Raw genomic sequence first — 21,155 nt, 5'->3', positions numbered from 1 at the left:
CCGCAGCACCTCGCGGGGGCTCAGCGTCCGGGACGCACGGGCGACTTACGGGCTGTGCGAGCGGGTCGTACGCGCGGTTCCGGAGGGGGCGTGCGGCGCCGTCCGAGGGCGCGCAGGCCGTCGCTGACGCACAGGGTGGCCAGCACCAGCAGGGCGCCGTGCACCGGCCAGTCGCCGTAGCGGACGTACGGGGTGATGCCGTGGGCGAGGGGCACGTCGTACACGCGGGTCGTGCTCGCCTCGGTGCCGAGCCAGGGGCCGACGCGCTGCCCGGCGGGCCCGTAGACGGCGGAGACGCCGGTCAGTGTCGCGTGCACCATGGGCCGGCCGGTCTCGGCGGCGCGCAGTGCGGCCAGCGAGGCGTGCTGGGCGGGCGCCCAGCTGCCCTGGAACGACGATGTCGACGACTGGCCGAGCAGGAGGTCCGCGCCGTCCTCGGCGAGATGGCGGCTCATGTCGGGGAACGCGGTCTCGAAGCACACCAGCGGGCCGACGCGCAACCCGTGGCCGACGTCCATCACGACCTGCTCGGTGCCGCGGTGCCGGTCCTCGCCCGCCGCCCTGCCCACCGAGGTGGCCCAGCCGAGCAGTGAGCGGGCGGGTATGTACTCGCCGAACGGCACGAGTCGCATCTTGTCGTACCGCTCGCCGGTCGGGCCGTCCGGGCCGATCAGGATCGAGCTCTTGTAGATGCCGGGCTGGTCGGAGCGGCGGGCGTCCACGTTGACCAGGACGTCGGCGCCGGTCGAACGGGACAGCGCGGCCACGCGGCGGGCCAGGTCGGGGCGGTCCCCGAGGTCGTAGCCGACGCTGCTCTCGCCCCACACGACCAGGTCGACGTGCTGCCCGACGAGCCGCCGGGTGAGCGCCTCCTCACGGTCGAAGCGCGCCTCCGGCCCCTTGATCACGCCGGGCTGGACCACCGCGACGCGCACCCCGCCGTCCACGTGGGGCCGCGGCGACCACACCCAGGCCGCCGAGGTCGCGGCGGCGGCGGCCGCCAGCGAGGCCACGGCGGGCACCCTGGACTCGCGCACCGACACCAGCTGGGCGACCGCGACGTTCACGGCCACCACCAGGAAGCTGAGCAGCCACACCCCGCCCACCGAGGCGAGCCGCAGCGCCGGGGCCACCTGCCACTGTGTGGCGCCGAGCATGCCCCACGGGCCGCCCAGCCCCTGCCAGGAGCGCACCAGCTCCACCCCCAGCCAGGCCGACGGCAGCACCAGCACCGCGGCCAGGCCCCGGCCGGGCCCGGACGCGCCACCCGCCGGCCGGTCACCGAGGAACCTGCGGGTCAGCCAGCCCCACGGCGCCCAGAGGGCACCCAGCAGGGCGGCCAGCAGGAAGATGAACACGTGCAGGCTCGGCAGCAGCCAGTGGTGCACCGCCACCATGAACCCGAATCCGCCGCACCAGCCGTCGTACGCCGCCCGCCGCCCGGTCGGCGCCGTGCGCGCGATCAGAAGCCACGGGACCAGCGCGACGAACGCGAACCACCACAGCGAGGGCGCGGGGAACGCGAACACGGGCAGGGCGCCCGCGAGCACGGCGGCGACGGAGCGCCGCCACGGGGAGGCGAGCCAGCGGTCGAACGTATCCATAGATCGCCTCCCTACCCAGTGGACGGCAGCATGTGCGCACCGAATTACCGGTGGGTGGCTCCAGTGTGCGCGCCGGCAGGGGATCTCGGACAGGGGGCCTGGACTCAGCCCGCCGCAGGTGCCGGCCGCGGGTCGGGGAGCCGGCGCCACTTCTCCTGGACGACGACCTCGCGAAGGCGCCAGCCGTCGGCCGTGCGCAGCAGGGCGAAGGAGTAGCGCCCGCCGCACACCAGATCCGGCACGGTGGACCCGTCGGTGCCGCCCGCGAACCGCATCGGGTTGACGTAGTCGGCCCGCACCCGGGCGGTGTCCCCGGTGTCCTGCTCCAGGACGCCGAACCGCACCCGCCGGTTGACGATCAGGTGCTGCCGCATGGCGAACAGCCCCAGACTCTCCGCGAGCCACTCGGCGATCCGCCCGGCATCCCCCTCGATGCCGCCGGCGCTGCGGTAGTCGGCCCGCCCGTCCGCCGTGAACAGCCTCCGGTACGCCGCCCAGTCGCCGTCGTCCACGGCCACCGCGTAGTCGGTCACCACCTCGTCCACGGCCAGCCGGTCCATCACGGTCGCGAGCTCCACGCGCTGCGTCATCGGCACAGTGTTGGGCACCGGGCGGGAGGAGCCAAGAGGCGTGCGGGGATACGGGGACATTCGGTGGTGCCGGGCGGGTGTGACGGCGGAGGCCGTCGACGGCCGCTTCCGTCCCGCTTCTGCCGCGCTTCTGCCGCGGTCACGTCCCGCGGCGCTGCTCCTGGACGGCCTTCATGAGGTCCTCCATGGCGGACTGGGTCTCGTGGTCACGCCTGTCATCGATCGCCGCGAGCGCTGCGGCCGCGGCCTCACGGATCCGATGGGGAAGCCCGTCGGCGGCCGTGAGGTGGTAGGCGGCCTTACGGCGCGCCATGCGCTCGGCGGCGTCCACCGCGTCGGGGCCGGACAGCGGGAAGACGGCGGCGCTGTATGCCGATATCCCGAGCACCATCATGTCCGCGATTCCGTCGGCGTATCCGAGCGCGGCGGCCTTGCCCTGGCCTTCCCGAATGGTCTCGATCATGCGACGGCGGGACAGGATCGTGCCCAGAGCGCCGCCGCCTCCCAGGGAAAGGGCGCAGGTGACGGCGAGGAACGGTCCGTCCCACGCGTAGCCGGTGAATCCTCCGAGGACCGCGAGCGCGACGGTCCATGCGGCCGCTGTCCGGGCGCTTACCTGCTCGGGTGTGGTGTCCATGACGGCAGTGTCCCAGCCGGTACCGGCAGCATCGGCGCGGGGTGGGGAGCATGGACAGGTGAACAAGCGGACCAGCGCGCTGCGGGGCAGGCTTCTCGCTGCCGCGGTGGTTGGGCGCGGCCGGCCACGTGAGGCCCGGGGACGGGTCGTCGGCCCAGGCCCGGACGGAGCCTTCAGGGACTCGTAACAGTGCGGCCGGCCCCTGTCCTGTCAGGGGTGACAGTTCCTTGCCCACGTCGAGAAGGGCGGGCGACCTCCCAGGCCGCCTCGATCATCTGGAAGATCTCGTCCACCGCGGCCTCCGGATCAGCCGCCTCACGGGCCAGCGAATAGGCGTCGATCACGAACCTCGCGATCGTCCGGCAGGCCGTTGTGGCCGGTGACAGGCCGAGATCGGCGGCGATGGCCGTTGCCAGCGACTCCGCGTGGCGCAGCCTCATCGACTCCTCGTACTTCCGCAGGGCGGGCGATTCGTCGATCATGCGCCAGATCGGGGCGGCGGCGTCCGCCGTGCAATGTCGCACCAGGGCCTGGATCTCGACGCGCAGCGCGGGGATGAGCGGCTCGTGCGGCGCCCGGCCGGTGACCGCCCGCGTGAGGCGTTGCTCGAAGTCTTCGTCCTGCTCGAACACCAGGGCCTCTTTCGAGGCGAAGTGGGAGAAGAGCGTGGTGACGGCGACGTCGGCCTCAGCGGCCACGTCGCGGATGCCCACCGCGTCGTACCCGCGTTCCAGGAAGAGCCGCAGGGCGGAGTCGGCGATCTTCTGGCGGGTCGCGGCCTTCTTGCGCTCACGGCGTCCGGACGGCACGGTCATGGCTCAACGCTATCAGATGCAAAAGTGTATCTGTTTTTAAACACTAACCGTTAGTGCTACGGTCGATCGCATGAAGAGAGTGAGCTTCGCCGAGTTCGGCGGTCCGGACGTTCTGCAACTCGTAGACGCCGAGGAGCCCCACGCGGGCCCCGGCCAAGTACGCATCGCCGTGCGGGCGGCGGGCGTGAACCCCGTCGACTGGAGGCTTCGTGAAGGCCAGATCCTCGGGGCCCATCCGATCGAGTTGCCCGCCGGAGTCGGGCTGGACGCCTCAGGGGTGGTGGACGAGGTCGGGGCGGGCGTCGAAGGGGTCGAGGTCGGCGACCACGTGTTCGGCGAAGGCTCCAGCACGTATGCCGAGTTCGCCGTGCTGTCGGCCTGGGCCCGGATGCCCGAGGGCCTGACGTTCGAAGAGGCGGCCGGATACCCCTCCGTGGTGGAGACCGCGCTGCGCATCCTCCGCGAGGTCGGTGTACAGCCCGGGCAGACGCTGCTGGCCAGCGGTGCGTCCGGGGGAGTCGGATCCGCCGTGTTGCAGATCGCCCGCGACCGCGGCATCACGGTGATCGGCACGGCCGGGGCCGCGAACCAGGACTATCTGCGGAGCCTGGGTGCCGTCGCCACGACGTACGGCGAGGGCTGGGTCGAGCGGGTGCGGCAGCTCGGCCATGTCGACGCGGCCCTCGATCTGGCCGGCTCGGGCGTGATCCGTGAGCTCGTCGAACTGACCGGGAACCCGCGGAAGGTGATCTCCATCGCCGATCTCGGTGCGCCGGAGCTCGGTGTCCGGTTCTCCGGCGTGGCCGGGAGCGTGCCGGAAGCGCTCGCCGAGGCCGTCGGCCTGATCTCACGGGGAAAGCTCCACATCCCGGTTGAGAAGTCGTACACGCTCGCCGAGGCCGCGGCGGCGCACATCGACAGCCAGGCGGGTCACACACGCGGGCGCCGGGTCGTGGTCGTCTGAACCGTTTCCTGCGCAGTCGCCCGGCCCGGCATGCTTGACCTGGATCACCGAGCGTGTGAGGAGCGGAGCGGCACACATGCCGAGGCGCCGCCCCGTGTCGACCACGCCCTGGTTCGTCACCGTGCTCGACCGCCCAGCGTCCGAGGGCCGGCATCGGACCCTCGACCAGGCTCTGCCCCAAGTCGGTCGGGAGGGGCTCTGCGCGGTCAGCCGAACGCCACGACCAGGCGGACGCCGTCATCACCGAAGCGGCCTGCCAGAGCCCTCATCACGGCGAAGACATGCGGCCAGTGCGTTTCAGGACCCAGGACAGCGCCGACGGTCAACGGTTCGTAGGCGCACATCACTTCGTCGGTGGCCCACTCCAGGCGTCCCGTCGCGCTGTGCAGGTCCGCGGGCGGCTCACCTACCGCGGACAGGGTTTCCGGCGGCCACGGATCGGATACGAGCCGTTGGTGCAGCGTCGTTGGCAGCGATCTCGTGCGCCAGGTCAGCCGGCCGGCGAACTGATCAGGCGCGGCCGCGAGATCCATCGAAGCGAGCTCCGCCCAGCTGACCCAGCTCGCGCCGTGCAGGTCGCCGGCTGCAACCCCGGGCCCCAGCTGCGAGCGCATCACGCTCGACAGGTCGACGGGCAGGCCGCGGTCCGGTGCGAGCGGTTGAAAGCCCGAGTGGTTGCGCACTCCGAAGAGACAGCCGAACGCCGCGTAGTCGGTCTGGTCGTACAGCGGCCAAAGATCCATTGCGGCCACCCACGGTGCGCCGTCGTAGTAGTCGGTGTCGACGCCGGGGTGACGGAACTCGATGCCGCCATGGATGTCCGTACTCACGATGCGGCACCGTAACAGCGCCGGCCCGGACAGCCCGGAAGGAGTTCGCCGACCCGCACGCCTCCCCGTATGAGTCACCACGTCCCGGGGGGCCTTCGGCGGCAGGCCGGTCGGGCGGGAGTCAGAATTGGCCGAATCGCCTTGAGGGCAGGGGGCGTTGGCGGTCATGGAGGGTTCCTATACTGACCGGATGATCAGCGTTCCGCTCAGTGCGCTCGAAGTGGCCATGGTTCAGGCAGGAGCCCGGGCCGTAGACACGTTGCGTGACACCACCGAGTTCGCCCGTCGCCTCGAAGACCTCGGTTATCTGCGGCTCTGGTACGCCGAGCATCACCATTCGCCGGCCATCGGAGCGTTCCCACCCGTCGTCCTGACCGCTCACGCGGCCGCGCTGACGTCGTCCATGCGTCTCGGCTCCGGGGGTGTGCTCGCCCCGAACCACGCCCCGATCATGCTGGCGGAGCAGTTCGGCACGCTGGCCGCGCTGCACGGGGGCCGGATCGACCTCGGCATCGGCCGTGGCCCGGGCACCTTCGACGAGTCCACCGCGCGGGCCCTGCGCCGTGGGGCCGGTCCGGCGACGGACGACGAGTACCGCGACGACGTGGCGGCGACGCTGCGTCTCCTCGTGGACGAGGTCGCGCTCGGCCCGCTCCCGGAGCCGTGGCTGCTGGCCTCCAGCACGGCAGGGGCCGCGCTCGCCGCGGAACTCGGCCTGCCGATCGCCTTCGCCCATCACATCCGTCCCGACAACACCCTGCCCGCGCTCGCCCACTACCGCGAGCACTTCTCCCCCTCCCGCTGGTGCGCGCGCCCGCGCGTGCTGATCTGCGTGGAAACGGTCTGCGCCGAGACGCAGGAGGAGGCCGCCCGGCTCGCCGGCCCCATGAATGTCGTCAAGGCCGGACTCCTCAAGGGACGGGGCGACCTGCCGTTCCCCACGCCCGACGAGGCCGCCGGTCACTCGTTCGCCCCGGAAGAGGCACAGGCGCTGGCCCACTTCTGCGCCCAGCAGGCGCACGGCTCACCCGAGGCCGTCGCGAAGCAGCTGACGCATCTGGTGGACGTGACCCGTGCGGACGAGCTCATGCTCGTGACGCCGGTCTACGCCTTGGCCGACCGACTGAGGTCGTACGAGCTCGTCAGACAGCACGTCGTGATGCCGACGGCGTCGTGAGGATGATGCCCTGCGGAGCGGGGCGTGCGGGGTTCGCCGAAGCGAGGGCCGTCAGGCCGCCTCGACGATCCCGTCCCGGATCGCCTCGGCCCACTCGATCACCAGCAGCTCGTACTCCGCCCGCTCCTGGGCCGAGAGGGACCCGCCCGCACGCAGCCACAGAGCGCGGATCTGCTCGTTCAGCTCGGCAGCAGACCGCACGGAACCAGGGGTCATGGAATCGGGGGACACGCGGACAAGCCTAGGGGCAAGCACTGACACTGCGCTACCGCACCGCTACGCAAACCGTATGGGCTTGGTCACGGCTCGGCCGGCCGGGGCGGGCCTCAGCTCGCCGACTCGGCGGCGTGCGGGCTCAGTGCGCCCGCCGTGACCAGGGCGATGATGACGATGCCGAGGGCGACGCGGTACCAGACGAACGGCATGAAGCTCTTCGAGGAGATGAACTTCATGAACCAGGCGATCACCGCGTACCCGGACGCGAAGGCGATCACCGTGGCGAACAGCGTCGGCCCCCACGCCACATGCCCGCTGCCCACCGCGTCCTTCACCTCGAACGCCCCGGAGGCGAGCACCGCCGGGACGGCGAGCAGGAAGGAGTAGCGGGCGGCCGCCTCGCGCTTGTAGCCCATGAACAGGCCGCCGCTGATCGTGGCGCCGGAGCGGGAGACGCCGGGGACGAGGGCGCAGGCCTGGCAGAGGCCGTAGACGAGGCCGTCCTTGACGCGGAGGTCGGCGAGGGTCTTGCGCTGCTTGGGCGCCCGGTGCCGCCCGCCCTTCTCGTCGCGTGCCGCCAGGCGGTCGGCGATGCCGATGATCACGCCGATCACGATCAGCATGGTCGCGGTGATCCGAAGATCGCGGAACGGCCCCTCGATCTGGTCCTTGAGCGTCACACCCAGGACCCCGATGGGTATCGAGCCGACGATCACCAGCCAGCCCATCCGGGCGTCGTGGTCCCGGCGCATCTCCTTGTCGGCCAGTGACCGGAACCAGGCCGAGATGATCCGCCCGATGTCCTTGCGGAAATAGATCAGCACCGCGGCCTCCGTGCCGATCTGGGTGATCGCCGTGAAGGCCGCGCCCGGGTCCTTCCAGCCGGAGAAGGCAGCGGTCAGCCGCAGGTGCGCGCTGGAGGAGACGGGGAGGAACTCGGTCAGCCCCTGGACGAGTCCGAGGACGAGGGATTCAAACCAAGACATGAAGGTGTCGTGTCCAAGTGCTCAGTAGGTCGTGGGGGTTGAGGGCGATCCCGCGGTGGTCCGGGGGTGGTCCGGGGATGGTCCGGCCGTGATCCGGTGGTGATCTTGTGTCGCCGAGGGCAGCGTACCGGCCCGCCGTGGCAGGCCGACACAGGGGTTGGCCAGGTGGGCCGGGGCCGGGGGTGTTGACCGGCCGCGAGGTCGCCACATACGTTGCAGCGGACAGGGAAAGCGCTTGCCGTGCTGGTCCGCGCACGCCCGCCGCCCCCGGAGGAGTGCTGATCACGCCCATGCCCCGCCCCATCACCCCGCTCACCGGCCGGCGCATCCGGGCCGCCGTCGTCGGCACCGGCGCCATCGGACGCGGTTCCCACCTGACCGCGCTCGCGCGGCTCGCCGAGGAGGGCGAGACGGAGGTCGTCGCCGCGGTGGACGTCGACGCGCGGGCCGTCGAGGAGTTCTGCGCCGAGACCGGCGTCCCGCACGCCTACACCGACCTGCACCGGATGCTCGAGGAGCAGCGGCCCGACCTGGTGTGCGTCTGCACCCCGCCGACGCTGCACCGCGAGCAGACCGTGGCCGCGCTGCGCGCCGGGGCCTGGGTGTGGTGCGAGAAGCCGCCGGTGCCGACACTCGCCGACTACGACGCCGTGGAGGCGGAGGAGGGGACGGACGGCGGCCCGTACGCCTCGATCGTCTTCCAGCACCGCTTCGGTTCGGGCTCCGCGCACGTGCGCCGGCTGATCGCCGAGCGGGCGATGGGGCGTCCGCTGGTGGCGCACTGCCAGACCACCTGGTACCGCGACACCGCCTACTACGCCGTGCCCTGGCGAGGCCGCTGGCACACCGAGGGCGGCGGGCCCGCCATGGGCCACGGCATCCACCAGATGGATCTGCTCCTCGACCTGCTCGGCCCGTGGAGCGAGGTGCGCGCCATGGCCGGGCGGCTGGTCCACGACGTGGAGACCGAGGACGTCTCCACGGCGCTTCTCCGGTTCGAGAGCGGCGCCATGGCGACGATCGTCAACAGCGTCCTGAGCCCCGACGAGGTGAGCCGCATCCGCATCGACTGCGAACGGGCCACCGTCGAGCTCACCCACCTCTACGGCCACAGCAACGCGAACTGGAGCATCACCCCCGCCCGGGACGTGCCGGTCGACGAGGCCACCGCCTGGCAGGACTTCGGCCCCGACGTGCCCAGCTCGCACCTGGCGCAGCTGCGGGAGCTGGTCGCGAGCATGCGCGCGGGGGAGCGGCCGCGCAGCAGCGGGGCGGACGGACGGACCAGCCTGGAGCTGATCACCGCGCTGTACAAGTCGGCGTTCACGGACACGACGGTGAAGGCGGGCGAGATCGGGCCCGGCGACCCGTTCTACACGGCGATGCACGGGGACGCGCCCGGCTGGGCGCCCGTCGTCGCGGAGGAGGTGTCCGGGTGACCCGCACGAGCCGACTGCGCGTCGTCCACGCCCACGGTGACCGCATCAGCGTCACCGAGCCCGGCACCGGCGTCGAACTCCTCGCCTACGTCTACCGGCCGGAGGCCGCGTGGGAGGCGCCGAAGCCGTACCTCCACCCGATCCGGACGCTGGCCGGAGACGTCGTCACTGACTACCGGCCCAACGACCACCGCTGGCACAAGGGCCTCCAGCTGACGGCCTCACACCTGTCCGGCGCCAACCTGTGGGGCGGCAACTCCTACGTCCACGGCCAGGGGTACCTCGAACTCCCGGAGCGGGTCGGCTCGATGGCGCACGTCGGCTTCGACGAGGTCGCCGCGCACGACGACCGCGTGGTCATCGCGGAACGGCTGACCTGGCACCCGTACAGCGGTGAACTGTGGGCGGACGAGGAGCGCCGGATCGAGGTGCACGACGTGGACCCGGCGTCCGGCTCCTGGGCGCTGACCTGGACCAGCGCCATCACCAACCGGCGGGCCGAGCCGCTGCGCTTCGGCAGCCCGACGACGGCGGGGCGTGAGATGGCCGGGTACACGGGCCTGTTCTGGCGCGGTCCGCGAGCCTTCCGCGACGGCCGGGTCCTCGGCCCGGACGCCGAGGGCCCCGGCCTGATGGGTGCCCAGGCGCCCTGGTTGGCCTTCTCCGGCGAGCACGACGTCTCCGACGGGCATGCGACGCTCGTCTTCGCGCACGCTCCCGAGAACGATCACCTCGGCACCGACGGGGCCCACCCGGCCCACTGGTTCGTGCGCAGCGAGCCGTTCGCCGCGGTCGCCCCTTCCTGGGCGTTCTTCGACGAGCTGGAACTCGCCCCCGGTGACACGCTGCGCCGGCGCTACCGGGTCGTCGTGGCGGACGGGGCGTGGGAGCGCGCGGAGATCGCCGGGTACCTGGAGGCGCATCCGTGGTGAGCGCCGGGGAGTTCACGGGCCTGCCGGGCGGCGTCGCCGTCTCCCGGCTGTGCGTGTACGACTGGCCCGCCGCCGACGGCGTCCGCGGCGGAACCCCCCATCTGCATCTGGCCTGTTCGGAGGCGTACGTGGTCACCGGCGGGCGGGGTGCCGTGCAGACGCTCACGACGTCCGGGTACGAGGTCACGCCCCTCGTGCCCGGCACGGTGGCCTGGTTCACGCCGGGGACCGTCCACCGGCTCGTCAACGACGGCGACCTGCGCATCACCGTTCTCATGCAGAACAGCGGGCTGCCCGAGGCGGGGGACGCGGTGCTCACGCTGCCTCCGGAACACCTGGCCGATCCCGAGGCCTACGCCGCCGCGACCGCCGTCCCGGCCGACGCGCCGGAGGCGGAACGGGAGCGGATCGCCCGCGCCCGGCGCGATCTCGCGCTGGAGGGATACCGGGCGCTGCGCGAGGCCTCCGGCCCGGAGACACTGGCGGCCTTCCACCGGGCCGCCGCGGCGCTGGTACGGCCCCGGATCGCCGAGTGGCGCGAGCGCTGGCGGCGTGGCGCGGAGGCCGCCGCGGCGACGACGGGGGAGCAGCTCGACCGGCTCGAGCGAGGGGACGCCTCCCACCTGGCCGGTGCCGTCGTACGGGCCGAGCAGCCGTCGGAGTCCGGGAAGTTCGGTATGTGCGGGCGGCTCGACGTGTATCCGGGGCCGGCCTGAAGGCAGGGGCCGGGCGGCCGTCCGGCTCGGGAGACGTGGGCGGGTTCCGCCGGTCCGCCGCGGCGCTGGTGCGGCCCCCGACCGCCCAGTGGCGGGAGCACCGGCGGTGACGGCGGAGCGGCTCGGGCGGCTCGACGTGCACCCGGGGCCCGCCTGACGGCACGGGCTACGCGGCTGTCGGGCCCGTCACGGTCCAGCCCTCGGCCTGCGGGTGGGCCGTCAGGTCCTCGTGGCGTACGGTCTCGCCGCAGGCCCGGCAGGTGACGGCCGGGACCAGTTCGTGGCCGCAGATGTGCTCGATCACCATGGGGCGGTCGTCGTCCTTGCGCAGGTGACGGTCGCCCCACGCCATGAGGGTCATCAGGACCGGTTCCAGCTCCAGGCCGGCCTGTGTGGGCCGGTACTCGAAGCGCTGCGGGCGCTCGCTGTAGACCCGCTTGGTCAGGATCCCGGCGTCCACGAGCCGGCGCAGCCGGGTGGCCAGGATGTCGCGCGGGGCGCCGATGTTGCGCACCAGCTGGTCGAAGCGGCCGTTGCCGAGGCACACCTCGCGCAGTACGAGCAGCGAGTACTTCTCCCCGACGAGCGCCAGGGCGTCGGCGATGGAGCAGGGGCGCGGATCCTTCATGGCGGCCATGCGCCCAGTCTAGGTGAGGGTTTGATTTTCCAACTCGGCGAGCTATGGTGAGTTTGGTTTTCCTACTCACCGGTAGTCCCCGTAGTCGTGGAGGCCCGCACCATGCGTGACGCAGTCATCGTCGAAGCCGTACGCACCCCCATCGGCAAGGGCAAGCCGAACGGCGCCCTCGCGCACGTCCACCCCGTCGAGCTCCTCGCCCACACCCTGCGCACCCTCGTCGAGCGCTCCGGCGTCGACCCCGCCCTGGTCGACGACGTCATCGGCGGCACCGTCGACCAGGTCGGTGAGCAGGCCATGAACACCACCCGGTACGCGGCCCTGTCCGCGGGCCTGCCCGAGACCGTCCCGGCCACCACCGTGGACCGGCAGTGCGGCTCCTCCCAGCAGGCGGTGCACTTCGCCGCCCAGGGCGTCATCGCGGGCGCCTACGACATCGTCGTCGCCTGTGGCGTGGAGTCGATGAGCCGGGTGCCGATGTGGTCGAACGTGCCGCCCGGCAAGGACCCCTTCGGCCCCGGGATCGCCGAGCGCTACTCCGACGGGCTCGTCCCGCAGGGCATCAGCGCCGAGCTCATCGCCGCCAAGTGGTCCATCACGCGCGAGCAGATGGACGCCTTCGCGGTCTCCTCGCACCAGAAGGCCGCCGCCGCCTGGGACAGCGGACTGTTCGACGCCGAGATCGCGCCCCTGGACGGCGTCTCCCGCGACGAGTGCGTGCGGCCCGGCAGCACCCCGGAGATCCTCGCCGGGCTCAAGCCCGCCTACTTCGACCCGGGGTTCGCCGAACGCTTCCCGCAGATCGAGTGGAACGTCACCGCGGGCAACGCCAGCCCCGTCAACGACGGCGCCTCGGCGGTACTGATCACCTCCGCGGAGACCGCGCAGCGGCTCGGCCTGCGTCCCCTGGCCCGTCTGCACAGCTTCGCCGTCACCGGATCCGACCCGCTGCTGATGCTCACCGGCGTCCTCCCGGCGACCGAGAAGGTGCTGCGCAGGGCACACCTCTCCCTCGCGGACATCGACCTGTTCGAGGTCAACGAGGCCTTCTCCAGCGTGGTCCTGGCCTGGCAGCAGGAGACCGGAGCCGACCTCACCAAGGTCAACGCGCACGGCGGCGCGATCGCCCTCGGCCACCCCCTGGGCGCCAGCGGCACCCGGCTCACCACGACCCTCGTCCACGCGATGCGCGAACGCGGTGCCCGCTACGCGCTGCAGACGATGTGCGAGGCGGGCGGACTCGCCAACGCGATGATCCTGGAAGCCGTCTGACGGCCTGGCCGAGACCTCAGCGGGCCCGCAGGTGGTGGCGCTTGCGCCAGGCCACCACCGTGCCCACCAGCGCCGGTGCGGCGATACAGGCCATCGCCACCAGGAAGGCCGGCGAGGTCGGTGCCGAGGCACGGGCCCCGGCGACGGCGTACGCGGCGGTGTTCGGGACCGAGCCGAGCGCCGTCGCCAGCAGGAACGGCAGCCAGCCCATCCGGGAGACGGCGGCACAGTAGTTCGCGGCCCAGAACGGCACGCCGGGGAAGAGCCGCGCCACCATCATCGAGCGGAAGCCGTGCCGGCTGAGCTGTCCGTCGGCCGCCTTCAGCCAGCGGCCGCGCAGCAGCGGACGCAGCGCGTCCTGACCGAGCAGCCGGCCCAGCCCGAAGGCGACCCCGGCACCGAGCACGGTGCCCGTCAGCGCCGTCCCGAGGCCCACCTGGGAGCCGAAGAGGGCGCCCGCCGCGAGGTTCAGCAGCGGCCGGGGCACGAAGGCCACCGTGCACAGTCCGTACGCCCCCGCGAACACGGTCGCCGCGGCGGCCCCGCCCAGCTGCGGCGGCCAGCCGTGCGTGATCAGCCGCTGCGGCTCGAACAGCAGCACGCAGGCCGCGGCGGCCGCGAGCAGCGCGACGAGCAGCGACAGCCGCGACCACGGCGACAGCAGCACGCGCGTGCAGCGGGCGGCCAGGGCCGGTCGCGGCCCTGGCCCCGACCGTGCGGCGGGCAGGGCGGAGGGGAGGGGCGTGGCGGTCGCGGCCGTGGGGACGGCGACCGCGAACTCCGTGGCAGCGGCCCGGGGAGAGGCCGTGGCGGTGCCCCCAGAGCGGTTGGTGGCATCGGGCATCCGGTGACATTAACTGACGAGCGTGTGTGATCGCCGTATGGAAGCTGTCCGTTGGGTGGCAACCGGGGCGATGGACCGCGCGAAAAACCATTCGACGTGGGACGAAGTGTCGGCCATGATCTGCGTCATGTTCCGGCACGCCTTCCTCCTCGCAGCATCCGCGGTCGCGGATGCCCCGAAGGCTGCCGTCCCGATCTTCCTGGCCGCTGTCGACGGCGCCCGAAGCTGACCCTCTCCGGAACGTCCGGCGGACCCCGCAGGGGGAGGGTCGGCGAGTTCTCGGGGTCCCGATCTCTCCCGGATCTTCCTACGCAGAGGCTTCGAGGTACTCAGCCATGCCCAAGACGGCATACGTACGCACCAAACCGCATCTGAACATCGGCACGATGGGTCACGTCGACCACGGCAAGACCACCCTGACCGCCGCCATCACCAAGGTCCTCGCCGAGCGCGGCACCGGCACGTTCGTGCCCTTCGACCGCATCGACCGGGCGCCGGAGGAGGCCGCGCGCGGCATCACCATCAACATCGCGCACGTCGAGTACGAGACCGACACCCGGCACTACGCGCACGTGGACATGCCGGGCCATGCCGACTACGTCAAGAACATGGTCACCGGCGCCGCCCAGCTGGACGGCGCGATCCTGGTCGTCTCCGCGCTGGACGGGATCATGCCGCAGACCGCCGAACACGTGCTGCTCGCCCGGCAGGTGGGCGTGGACCACATCGTGGTCGCGCTCAACAAGGCCGACGCGGGCGACGAGGAGCTCACCGACCTGGTGGAGCTCGAGGTCCGCGAGCTGCTCACCGCGAACGGCTACGGCGGCGACTCCGCCCCCGTCGTACGGGTCTCCGGCCTCGGGGCCCTCAAGGGCGACCCGCGCTGGACGGCGTCCATCGAGGCGCTGCTCGACGCGGTGGACACGTACGTGCCCATGCCGGAGCGGTACCTGGACGCGCCGTTCCTGCTCCCGGTGGAGAACGTGCTCACCATCTCCGGGCGGGGCACCGTCGTCACCGGTGCCGTCGAACGGGGCACGGTCCGGGTCGGTGACCGGGTCGAGGTGCTCGGCGCCGGCGTGGAGACGGTCGTCACCGGTCTGGAGACCTTCGGCAAGCCCATGGAGGAGGCGCAGGCCGGGGACAACGTGGCGCTGCTGCTGCGCGGGGTGCCGCGGGACGCCGTCCGCCGGGGGCACGTGGTCGCCGCGCCCGGCAGCGTCGTGCCCCGGCGCCGGTTCTCGGCGCGGGTGTACGTGCTCTCGGCGCGGGAGGGCGGTCGTACGACGCCCGTCTCCACGGGGTACCGGCCGCAGTTCTACATCCGGACGGCGGACGTGGTCGGGGACGTGGACCTCGGCGAGGCGGCGGTGGCCCGGCCCGGGGACACGGTGAGCATGACCGTGGAGCTGGGCCGTGACATGCCGCTCGAGCCGGGACTCGGCTTCGCCATCCGGGAGGGCGGCAGGACCGTCGGGGCGGGCACGGTGACCGCCGTGGACTAGGCACAATGGGGAGGTGAACGAGTCCATACCCGTCTCCCGTGCCACCGACCACGGCACCGCCAAGCTGATGCCGGACGTCGACCGGGAGCGGGCGTGGCTGCTCACGGTCGACGGGGCGCCGCAGTCGTATGTGGACCTGGACGCGCCGGCGCATCTGGAGTTCGAGTACGCGCGGCGGCTCGGCTTCGTCCTGGAGACCGTCGCCGAGCCGGGGCGGCCGCTGGACGTGCTGCACCTCGGGGGCGGCGCGCTCACGCTGCCCCGGTATCTCGCGGCGACCCGGCCCGGGTCCCGGCAGGACGTCGTGGAGGCCGACCGGGGGCTGCTGGAGCTCGTCGCCGAGCACCTGCCGCTGCCGGACGGCGCCGGCATCACGACGCACGCCGCCGACGCCCGGGCCTGGCTCGAGGCCGCGCCGGCCGGCTCGGCGGACGTGCTGATCGCCGATGTGTTCGGCGGCTCCCGGATCCCCGCGCACCTGACCTCGCTCGCCTACGCCCGCGAGGCCGCCCGCGTCCTGCGCGCCGACGGGATCTATCTCGCCAACCTCGCCGACGCCGCGCCGTTCGCCTTCCTCCGCTCCCAGCTCGCCACGTTCGCGGCCGTCTTCGAGGAGCTGGCGCTGATCGCCGAGCCCGGTGTGCTGCGCGGCCGCCGGTTCGGCAACGCGGTGCTGGTCGCCGCGCACCACCCGCTCGACACGGCCGGCCTGGCCCGGCGCACCGCCTCCGACGTCTTCCCGGCCCGGGTCGAACACGGCGCGGCGCTGCGGGAGTTCACCGGCGCCGCCGCACCGGTGCGGGACGAGGACGCCGTACCGTCACCGGTCCCGCCCGACGGGGCGTTCGGCATCGGCTGAGCGGTCAGCTCGCCGTCGGTTCCCCGTGCAGCCGTACGGTGCTGAGGATCTTCATGATGGTCGCGGTGCCGACCTCGTCCTTCACGCCCTTCCCGCCGAAGATGTTGAACGTCACCAGGTCGCCTGCGGAGTTCTTGAAGCCGAAGCTGAGTGCCTTGCCGTCGCTCGCGCACTTGCCCTTGCGCGGGGTGTTCGTCGAACGGGCCCAGGCGTAGCCGCCCTTGATGCCCGAGGCGGTCGTGTAGGGGGTGGCCTTCTTGTCGTACGTGACGCTCTTCTTGTCCGGCTGTGTGTAACCGCCGTACACCCACGTGGGCGCTTCCCCGATCGCCGCGTTGCCCGGACTCTTGGCGCCGCTCGCGCCCTTCGTGCCCGCCGCGGCCAGCGCGGTGTCGGAGGTCCGGCCGTCCTTGTCCTCGTCGGACGTGCACCACTTGGGCTTGTACTCGGCCGGTGCCGACATCGTGTCGACGAGCTTGCCGTCGGACGACTTCTCGTCGGGGAAGGCGATGTTGCTGCCCGGGGGGTCGACCTGCCAGTCCGCGGGGACGTCGAAGGCCGTGCCCCACCTGGGGTTGACCACGACCTTCCAGCCCGCGACGGTCGGCTTCTCGGTCTCGTCGCCGCGCGGGTTGTCGTTCGAGGCCGAGGAGGTGGCGGTCGGCGAGGTGCTCGGCTTGCCCTTCGAACCGCCTCCCTCGTCGTCCTTGCCGCCGCCGAGCACGAGGAATCCGGTCACGCCGGCCGCGACGACCACGGCGGCGGCCGCCACGATCGCGACCAGCTTCGTCCGGTTCCCGCCGCCACCGCCCTGCGGCGGCTGGGGCGGCTGCGGGCCGCCGGCGGGTGCCGGAGCGCCCCATTGCGGTTGCTGCTGAGGCTGCTGCCCATAGGGGTTGGGCTGCGGGTACTGCTGGTAGCCGGGCTGCTGGTACGGATTCGGCTGCTGGTAACCCGGCTGCTGGTACGGGTTGTTCTGCGGGTTCTGCTCGCCCCCGGGCGGCTGCTGTCCTGGCCACATGGCACGTAACCCTAATGGGTGCCGTGCGGGCTCTGGCCAGGACCGGCTACTCGTGAGTAACATGGCGGCCATGAGCGCAGACCAGATGTCGATCGGCGAGCTGCTGGCCGCCACGGTGCCGATGGTGCGGACCCTGAACCTCGAGTACCTCGAGACCACCCCGGAACGGGCCGTGCTGTCCCTGCCGGACCAGAGCGAGTACCGCAACCACGTCGGCGGGCCGCATGCCGGGGCGATGTTCACCCTCGGCGAGTCGGCCAGCGGTGCCATCGTGCTCGCCGCCTTCGGCGACCAACTCTCGCGCGCCGTGCCGCTCCCGGTCACCGCGGAGATCGCGTTCAAGAAGATCGCCCTCGGCCCGGTCAAGGCCACGGCGACCCTCGGCCGCCCCGCCGCGGACGTCGTCGCCGAACTCGACGAGGGCAAGCGCCCGGAGTTCCCCGTGACCGTCGCCATCCAGCGGGAGGACGGCGCGGTCACCGGGGAGATGACGGTGGTGTGGACGCTGCGGCCGAACAGCTGAACCGCGCCGTCAGGCTGCCCGTCGTCCCTCGTCCCGCCCGGCCGTCGCGTCTCCCGGTTCCGCGACGAACTCCTTGAGCCAGGCCACGAATTCCGGGCCGAGGTCCGGGCGGTCGCAGACCAGGCGGACCACGGTGCGGAGGTGGTCCGCCTGGTCGCCGGTGTCGTGGCGCGGCCCGTCGAAGACGACCCCGTGCACCGTGCCGCCCGCGGCGAGTTCCTGGAGGGCGTCCGTCAGCTGTATCTCGCCGCCGCGGCCGGGCGGCGTGCGCTCCAGGGCGCCGAAGACGGCCGGGTCGAGTACGTAGCGCCCGATCACCGCGTAGGCGCTCGGGGCGTTCTCGCGGGACGGCTTCTCCACCAGGCCCGTGACGCGTACGACGTCGTCCTCACCCATGGGTGCCACGGTCGCGCAGCCGTACAGGTGGATCTGGGCGGGGTCGACCCGCATGAGGGCGACCATGCTGCCGGCGTACCGGTCACGGACGTCGAGCATGCTGCTGAGCAGAGTCTCGCGCGGGTCGATCAGGTCGTCGCCGAGAAGGACGGCGAAAGGCTGGTCGCCGACGTGCCGGTGGGCGCACAGGACGGCATGGCCCAGGCCGAGCGGGTCACCCTGGCGGATGTGGTGGATGTCCGCCAGGCGCGCCGGGTCCCGCACGGCGTCGAGGCGCACGGTGTCGCCCTTGGCCGCGAGGGCCTGCTCCAGCTCGTAGGCGTGGTCGAAGTGGTCCTCGATGGCACGCTTGTGCCGTGCCGTCCGGTGACCATGAGGATGTCGTCGAGGCCGGCCGCGGCGGCCTCCTCGACGACGTACTGGATGGCCGGCTTGCCGACGACCGGCAGCATCTCCTTCGGCGTCGCCTTGGTCGCGGGCGGGAACCGGGTGCCCAGCCCGGCGGCCGGGACGACGGCCTTGCGCACCGTGCGGGGGCGGGCGGGGCCGGCTGGTGAGTGGGGGGCGATCATGCGCCCCATGCTGGGGGACGGGGATGAGAGCGCACCGAGAGAGTCATGGGAGAAGCCTGTGGACGGTGCGTCATCCGGCTATTGCTGACCAGTGTTGATGCATCCCCGACTACCGCTTTCGAATGAGGGTACGGATACCGGCGGTAACTCCACTGAATTCCCCGCGCCCTGAACTTGGGTCACTCGAACTTCTTGTTTCCTGTGAGGCGCGTGTGCGAAGGTGAGCCTCTCGCGGGAGGGGTGAGGCCGGGCTCATGCAGGAAGGCCGAGCCCCCTAAGGTACGCACCAATCAGGCACTGATTTCCGCATGGCGCGCATTCCCCGTGCCGCCTGCGGCTCGGAAGGAAAAGGTCCAGTGCAACCCCCTCACCCCCCACACCCGCCGTACCCGCCGCGCCCCGGACCTGGATCGGGGGATTCCGACCGCGACCTCGTCGCCCAGCTGCGCGGCACGGGCGAGGACAGTCACCGCGCGGTCGCCCTGCTGCTGGCCCGGCACTGGCGCGCGACCTGCGACTACGCGGTCATCTGCCTGGCGGCTTCCGCGAGTTCGGCCCAGTTGGTGGCCACCTCCGCCTTCAGCCGGGTACTCGGCCGGCTGTCGAGCGGAGCGGTCGGCGGCGCCCTGCGCCCACAACTCCTGGTGGCCGTACGGGAGACCGTCCGGGCCTGGGCCGCCGATGATGTGATTCCCATCGTCCTGCCGGAATTGCGCAAACCGAACGGCGGTCGCGGTCTACGCGCGGCGATGCCCGGAACCCCCGAAAGGCGCCAACTCGCCGAGCGTGCATTCCGGGCACTCCCGGGAGCCTCCCAATGCCTTCTGTGGCACACCGAGGTCGAAGCCGAACCGATAACCATACCAGCTGGTCTGCTGGGGGTCGACACCGCCACCGCGTCGGCCGCTCTGGGGCAGTCCCGAGAGCAATTCAGGGTGGCCTGCGTACGCGCCCACCGGGAACTCGCGCCCACCAAGGAATGCCGCTTCTACAGCCGTCTGCTCGAGGTGCCCGTTCGCCGGGGCGGCGTCCTGCTGCCCGATGTGCGACGGCATCTGGTGGAGTGCCGCTACTGCCGGTACGCCGCGGAACAGCTCAGTCACTTCGACGACGGCCTGGGCGTGCTGCTCGCCGAGACCGTGCTCGGCTGGGGCGCCCGACGCTATCTCGACTCGCGCGCGGGACGCGGCGCCGCCGAGGAGCGGCCGCCCGCGCCGGAGGCCGTCCGCCCGGCGGCCGGCGGGCGTCATCGCACCGCGCTCGGGGGTGGTCGCCGCAAGGCCCTGGCGATCGGCGTCGGCCTCACCTCCCTCGCGCTGCTCGCCACCGTCCTCGCGGCCAGGAGCTGGTCCGACGACAGCGGTGTCCCCCACCCCCACGCGACCTGGGGCGCCCCCAGCGGCAGTTCGGCCCGCCCGAGCGCCGACGGCGAGGCCTCCCGGCAGGCCCCCTCCGCCGGCCGGAGCGCCGAGGTGGGCCAGGGCAGGCTGCGCAGCCGTGCCGCCGGGCTGTGCCTGGACGTGCGCGGCAGCCGGGCCCGGGACGGAGCCGGCGCGCTGCTCACGGCGTGCTCCGCCGCCCGGTCCCAGCAGTGGTCGTACGAGGACGACGGACGGCTGCGCAGCGTCGCCGATCCGGCCCTCTGCCTCGCCGCCGAACCCGACTCCGGCCCCGGGTCGGTCGTCCTGTCCGGCTGCGTCGTGCACGCCGGTGAGGTGTCCTACGACCTCACCGTCCGCGGCGAACTCCTGCTCCGCCGGCCCGAGGGGCTGGCCGTCGCCCCCGGTTCCGGCGCGTCCCGCACCCATGTGGTCGTCACCGCCCGCGACGGCTCGGTGAAGCAGCGGTGGACGCTGGAACCCTCGACCGGGCAGGCACCGCGAAGGACTCCCGGCGCCGGCGGACCCCGGTGGCCGGACCCGGAGCGGACGGCCGCACCCGCGCCCCCGGGAGCGGACGCGCCGCGGGACCGGCCCGCGCCGCCGCCGGAGGACCACCGGACCCGCATCGCCCAGGTCGGCTGTCGCACGGACGCCGGACCGGCCGAGGCGCCACCGGCACCGTCCGCCGGCACCGCCGGGACGCTCACCGCACCGGCCGACGACCCCGCCTCCGTCCTGCCCGGCGCGACCGGGAGCGCGACGACCATGGTGTCGGCATTCGGCTAGCCCTCACCCGTCACTGGGCGTTACTTCAATGGTTTACGTTTATTTTCCCTGATTCGCGTTTCGCGCGCGGGAATTGCGCTGCCGAGCGGTTTCCCGCGGGCGTCGAACCGATCGAGCCACGGGGCGGCGGACATGCGGATTTAACAGAGTGCGGCTCGGCAGCCCGGCGCGTTGCGCGGGGATGAGTGGTGGGTGAATCCCTTGGACGCTTTGACGGGCTTGCGGTGGTGTGGCGCGTACCCGGGCGTGGTCCGCGGGGTCCGGGGCTGAAGGGAATTGCTCGGATTTTCGGCTCTTGCGGTGAGTTCCGATGGCTGGCCGAATCAATTCGACGGCATGGAGAAGGGCCGCACCGATATTGACCGGCGAGTAAGTTGCTCGCTAGTTTCCGGTGGCCTCGCACAGGAGTTCCCCGTCGCACAAGCCCCCCACCGTGGTCCACCGATTTTCTC

Annotated in this window: 23 protein-coding genes; 11 read left to right on the top strand and 12 right to left on the bottom strand. The window is 72.4% G+C overall.

Annotated features, from left to right (window positions below):
• Positions 1-20 precede the first annotated feature (20 nt).
• The 4 genes from lnt to ABZ915_RS16295 all read right to left on the bottom strand — a co-directional run bounded on the left by lnt (position 21) and on the right by ABZ915_RS16295 (position 3,646).
• Positions 21-1,604: an apolipoprotein N-acyltransferase gene (gene lnt, locus ABZ915_RS16310; protein WP_361802284.1), complete on the bottom strand. Its 1,584-nt coding sequence runs from the start codon at positions 1,602-1,604 to the stop codon at positions 21-23.
• 104 nt (positions 1,605-1,708) lie between these two features.
• Positions 1,709-2,194 carry a nuclear transport factor 2 family protein gene (locus tag ABZ915_RS16305; protein ID WP_361802281.1) on the bottom strand — a complete coding sequence of 162 codons (486 nt, stop codon included), beginning with the start codon at positions 2,192-2,194 and terminating at the stop codon, positions 1,709-1,711.
• A 139-nt stretch (positions 2,195-2,333) separates the two neighbouring features.
• Entirely contained in the window at positions 2,334-2,831 is a 498-nt protein-coding gene (locus ABZ915_RS16300; protein ID WP_361802278.1) for a hypothetical protein, read from the bottom strand.
• 173 nt (positions 2,832-3,004) lie between these two features.
• The gene (locus tag ABZ915_RS16295; protein WP_361802275.1) at positions 3,005-3,646 is read right to left on the bottom strand and encodes a helix-turn-helix domain-containing protein; all 642 of its coding nucleotides are present in this window, start codon (positions 3,644-3,646) and stop codon (positions 3,005-3,007) included.
• A gap of 70 nt (positions 3,647-3,716) precedes the next feature.
• On the opposite strand from ABZ915_RS16295, the gene ABZ915_RS16290 reads away from it, so the two are divergent.
• Positions 3,717-4,610 carry an NADP-dependent oxidoreductase gene (locus tag ABZ915_RS16290; protein WP_361802272.1) on the top strand — a complete coding sequence of 298 codons (894 nt, stop codon included), beginning with the start codon at positions 3,717-3,719 and terminating at the stop codon, positions 4,608-4,610.
• Between the two features lie 206 nt (positions 4,611-4,816).
• On the opposite strand, the gene ABZ915_RS16285 is transcribed toward ABZ915_RS16290, so the two are convergent.
• A complete protein-coding gene (locus ABZ915_RS16285) occupies positions 4,817-5,440 on the bottom strand; it encodes a hypothetical protein (protein ID WP_361802269.1) in 624 nt (207 codons plus the stop codon).
• Between the two features lie 190 nt (positions 5,441-5,630).
• Here ABZ915_RS16285 and ABZ915_RS16280 point away from each other — a divergent pair, with 190 nt between their 5' ends.
• The gene (locus tag ABZ915_RS16280) at positions 5,631-6,617 is read left to right on the top strand and encodes an LLM class flavin-dependent oxidoreductase (RefSeq protein ID WP_361802266.1); all 987 of its coding nucleotides are present in this window, start codon (positions 5,631-5,633) and stop codon (positions 6,615-6,617) included.
• A 51-nt stretch (positions 6,618-6,668) separates the two neighbouring features.
• Here the strand turns inward: ABZ915_RS16280 and ABZ915_RS16275 are convergent, their stop codons facing one another.
• Positions 6,669-6,848 (bottom strand): hypothetical protein, encoded by a 180-nt coding sequence (locus tag ABZ915_RS16275; protein ID WP_361802263.1) that lies wholly within the window; start codon positions 6,846-6,848, stop codon positions 6,669-6,671.
• 95 nt (positions 6,849-6,943) lie between these two features.
• Entirely contained in the window at positions 6,944-7,819 is an 876-nt protein-coding gene (locus ABZ915_RS16270; RefSeq protein WP_361802260.1) for an undecaprenyl-diphosphate phosphatase, read from the bottom strand.
• 290 nt (positions 7,820-8,109) lie between these two features.
• On the opposite strand from ABZ915_RS16270, the gene ABZ915_RS16265 reads away from it, so the two are divergent.
• Genes ABZ915_RS16265 through ABZ915_RS16255 form a run of 3 tightly spaced genes read left to right on the top strand, consistent with a single transcriptional unit; the run spans position 8,110 to position 10,906 of the window.
• On the top strand, positions 8,110-9,258 hold the full coding sequence (locus tag ABZ915_RS16265; protein ID WP_361802257.1) for a Gfo/Idh/MocA family oxidoreductase: 1,149 nt from the start codon (positions 8,110-8,112) through the stop codon (positions 9,256-9,258).
• Positions 9,255-10,190: a PmoA family protein gene (locus ABZ915_RS16260; protein ID WP_361802254.1), complete on the top strand. Its 936-nt coding sequence runs from the start codon at positions 9,255-9,257 to the stop codon at positions 10,188-10,190. Before ABZ915_RS16265 ends, ABZ915_RS16260 begins: the two co-directional genes overlap by 4 nt.
• Positions 10,184-10,906: a cupin gene (locus ABZ915_RS16255; protein ID WP_361802251.1), complete on the top strand. Its 723-nt coding sequence runs from the start codon at positions 10,184-10,186 to the stop codon at positions 10,904-10,906. Before ABZ915_RS16260 ends, ABZ915_RS16255 begins: the two co-directional genes overlap by 7 nt.
• Positions 10,907-11,072: 166 nt before the next feature.
• Here the strand turns inward: ABZ915_RS16255 and ABZ915_RS16250 are convergent, their stop codons facing one another.
• Entirely contained in the window at positions 11,073-11,543 is a 471-nt protein-coding gene (locus ABZ915_RS16250; protein WP_361802248.1) for a helix-turn-helix domain-containing protein, read from the bottom strand.
• Between the two features lie 102 nt (positions 11,544-11,645).
• Here ABZ915_RS16250 and ABZ915_RS16245 point away from each other — a divergent pair, with 102 nt between their 5' ends.
• Positions 11,646-12,815: a thiolase family protein gene (locus ABZ915_RS16245; RefSeq protein ID WP_361802245.1), complete on the top strand. Its 1,170-nt coding sequence runs from the start codon at positions 11,646-11,648 to the stop codon at positions 12,813-12,815.
• Positions 12,816-12,831: 16 nt separating this feature from the next.
• Here the strand turns inward: ABZ915_RS16245 and ABZ915_RS16240 are convergent, their stop codons facing one another.
• Positions 12,832-13,659 carry a VTT domain-containing protein gene (locus tag ABZ915_RS16240; protein ID WP_361802242.1) on the bottom strand — a complete coding sequence of 276 codons (828 nt, stop codon included), beginning with the start codon at positions 13,657-13,659 and terminating at the stop codon, positions 12,832-12,834.
• Between the two features lie 37 nt (positions 13,660-13,696).
• Here ABZ915_RS16240 and ABZ915_RS16235 point away from each other — a divergent pair, with 37 nt between their 5' ends.
• From ABZ915_RS16235 to ABZ915_RS16225, 3 genes are all read left to right on the top strand, one after another.
• The gene (locus tag ABZ915_RS16235) at positions 13,697-13,888 is read left to right on the top strand and encodes a hypothetical protein (protein WP_361802500.1); all 192 of its coding nucleotides are present in this window, start codon (positions 13,697-13,699) and stop codon (positions 13,886-13,888) included.
• Positions 13,889-13,994: 106 nt separating this feature from the next.
• A complete protein-coding gene (gene tuf / locus ABZ915_RS16230; RefSeq protein WP_361802239.1) occupies positions 13,995-15,164 on the top strand; it encodes an elongation factor Tu in 1,170 nt (389 codons plus the stop codon).
• 13 nt (positions 15,165-15,177) lie between these two features.
• Positions 15,178-16,023 (top strand): fused MFS/spermidine synthase, encoded by an 846-nt coding sequence (locus ABZ915_RS16225; RefSeq protein ID WP_361802236.1) that lies wholly within the window; start codon positions 15,178-15,180, stop codon positions 16,021-16,023.
• Between the two features lie 4 nt (positions 16,024-16,027).
• Here the strand turns inward: ABZ915_RS16225 and ABZ915_RS16220 are convergent, their stop codons facing one another.
• Entirely contained in the window at positions 16,028-17,044 is a 1,017-nt protein-coding gene (locus ABZ915_RS16220; RefSeq protein WP_361802233.1) for a hypothetical protein, read from the bottom strand.
• An 85-nt stretch (positions 17,045-17,129) separates the two neighbouring features.
• On the opposite strand from ABZ915_RS16220, the gene ABZ915_RS16215 reads away from it, so the two are divergent.
• Positions 17,130-17,567, top strand: coding sequence for a DUF4442 domain-containing protein (locus tag ABZ915_RS16215; RefSeq protein ID WP_132855047.1), 438 nt, complete (start codon positions 17,130-17,132; stop codon positions 17,565-17,567).
• Between the two features lie 9 nt (positions 17,568-17,576).
• On the opposite strand, the gene ABZ915_RS16210 is transcribed toward ABZ915_RS16215, so the two are convergent.
• Together ABZ915_RS16210 and ABZ915_RS16205 are read right to left on the bottom strand one after the other, a co-directional pair.
• Entirely contained in the window at positions 17,577-18,191 is a 615-nt protein-coding gene (locus tag ABZ915_RS16210) for a sugar phosphate nucleotidyltransferase (RefSeq protein WP_361802488.1), read from the bottom strand.
• Positions 18,092-18,535 carry a sugar phosphate nucleotidyltransferase gene (locus ABZ915_RS16205; protein ID WP_361802230.1) on the bottom strand — a complete coding sequence of 148 codons (444 nt, stop codon included), beginning with the start codon at positions 18,533-18,535 and terminating at the stop codon, positions 18,092-18,094. The genes ABZ915_RS16210 and ABZ915_RS16205 overlap by 100 nt, the downstream gene beginning before the upstream one ends.
• Before the next feature lie 356 nt (positions 18,536-18,891).
• Here ABZ915_RS16205 and ABZ915_RS16200 point away from each other — a divergent pair, with 356 nt between their 5' ends.
• Positions 18,892-20,703: an RICIN domain-containing protein gene (locus tag ABZ915_RS16200; RefSeq protein ID WP_361802227.1), complete on the top strand. Its 1,812-nt coding sequence runs from the start codon at positions 18,892-18,894 to the stop codon at positions 20,701-20,703.
• The last annotated feature ends 452 nt before the right edge of the window (positions 20,704-21,155 follow it).

The organism is Streptomyces sp. NPDC046915 (genome assembly GCF_040644935.1).
Classification (GTDB): domain Bacteria; phylum Actinomycetota; class Actinomycetes; order Streptomycetales; family Streptomycetaceae; genus Streptomyces.
This window is presented reverse-complemented; position numbering and strand designations above follow the sequence as displayed.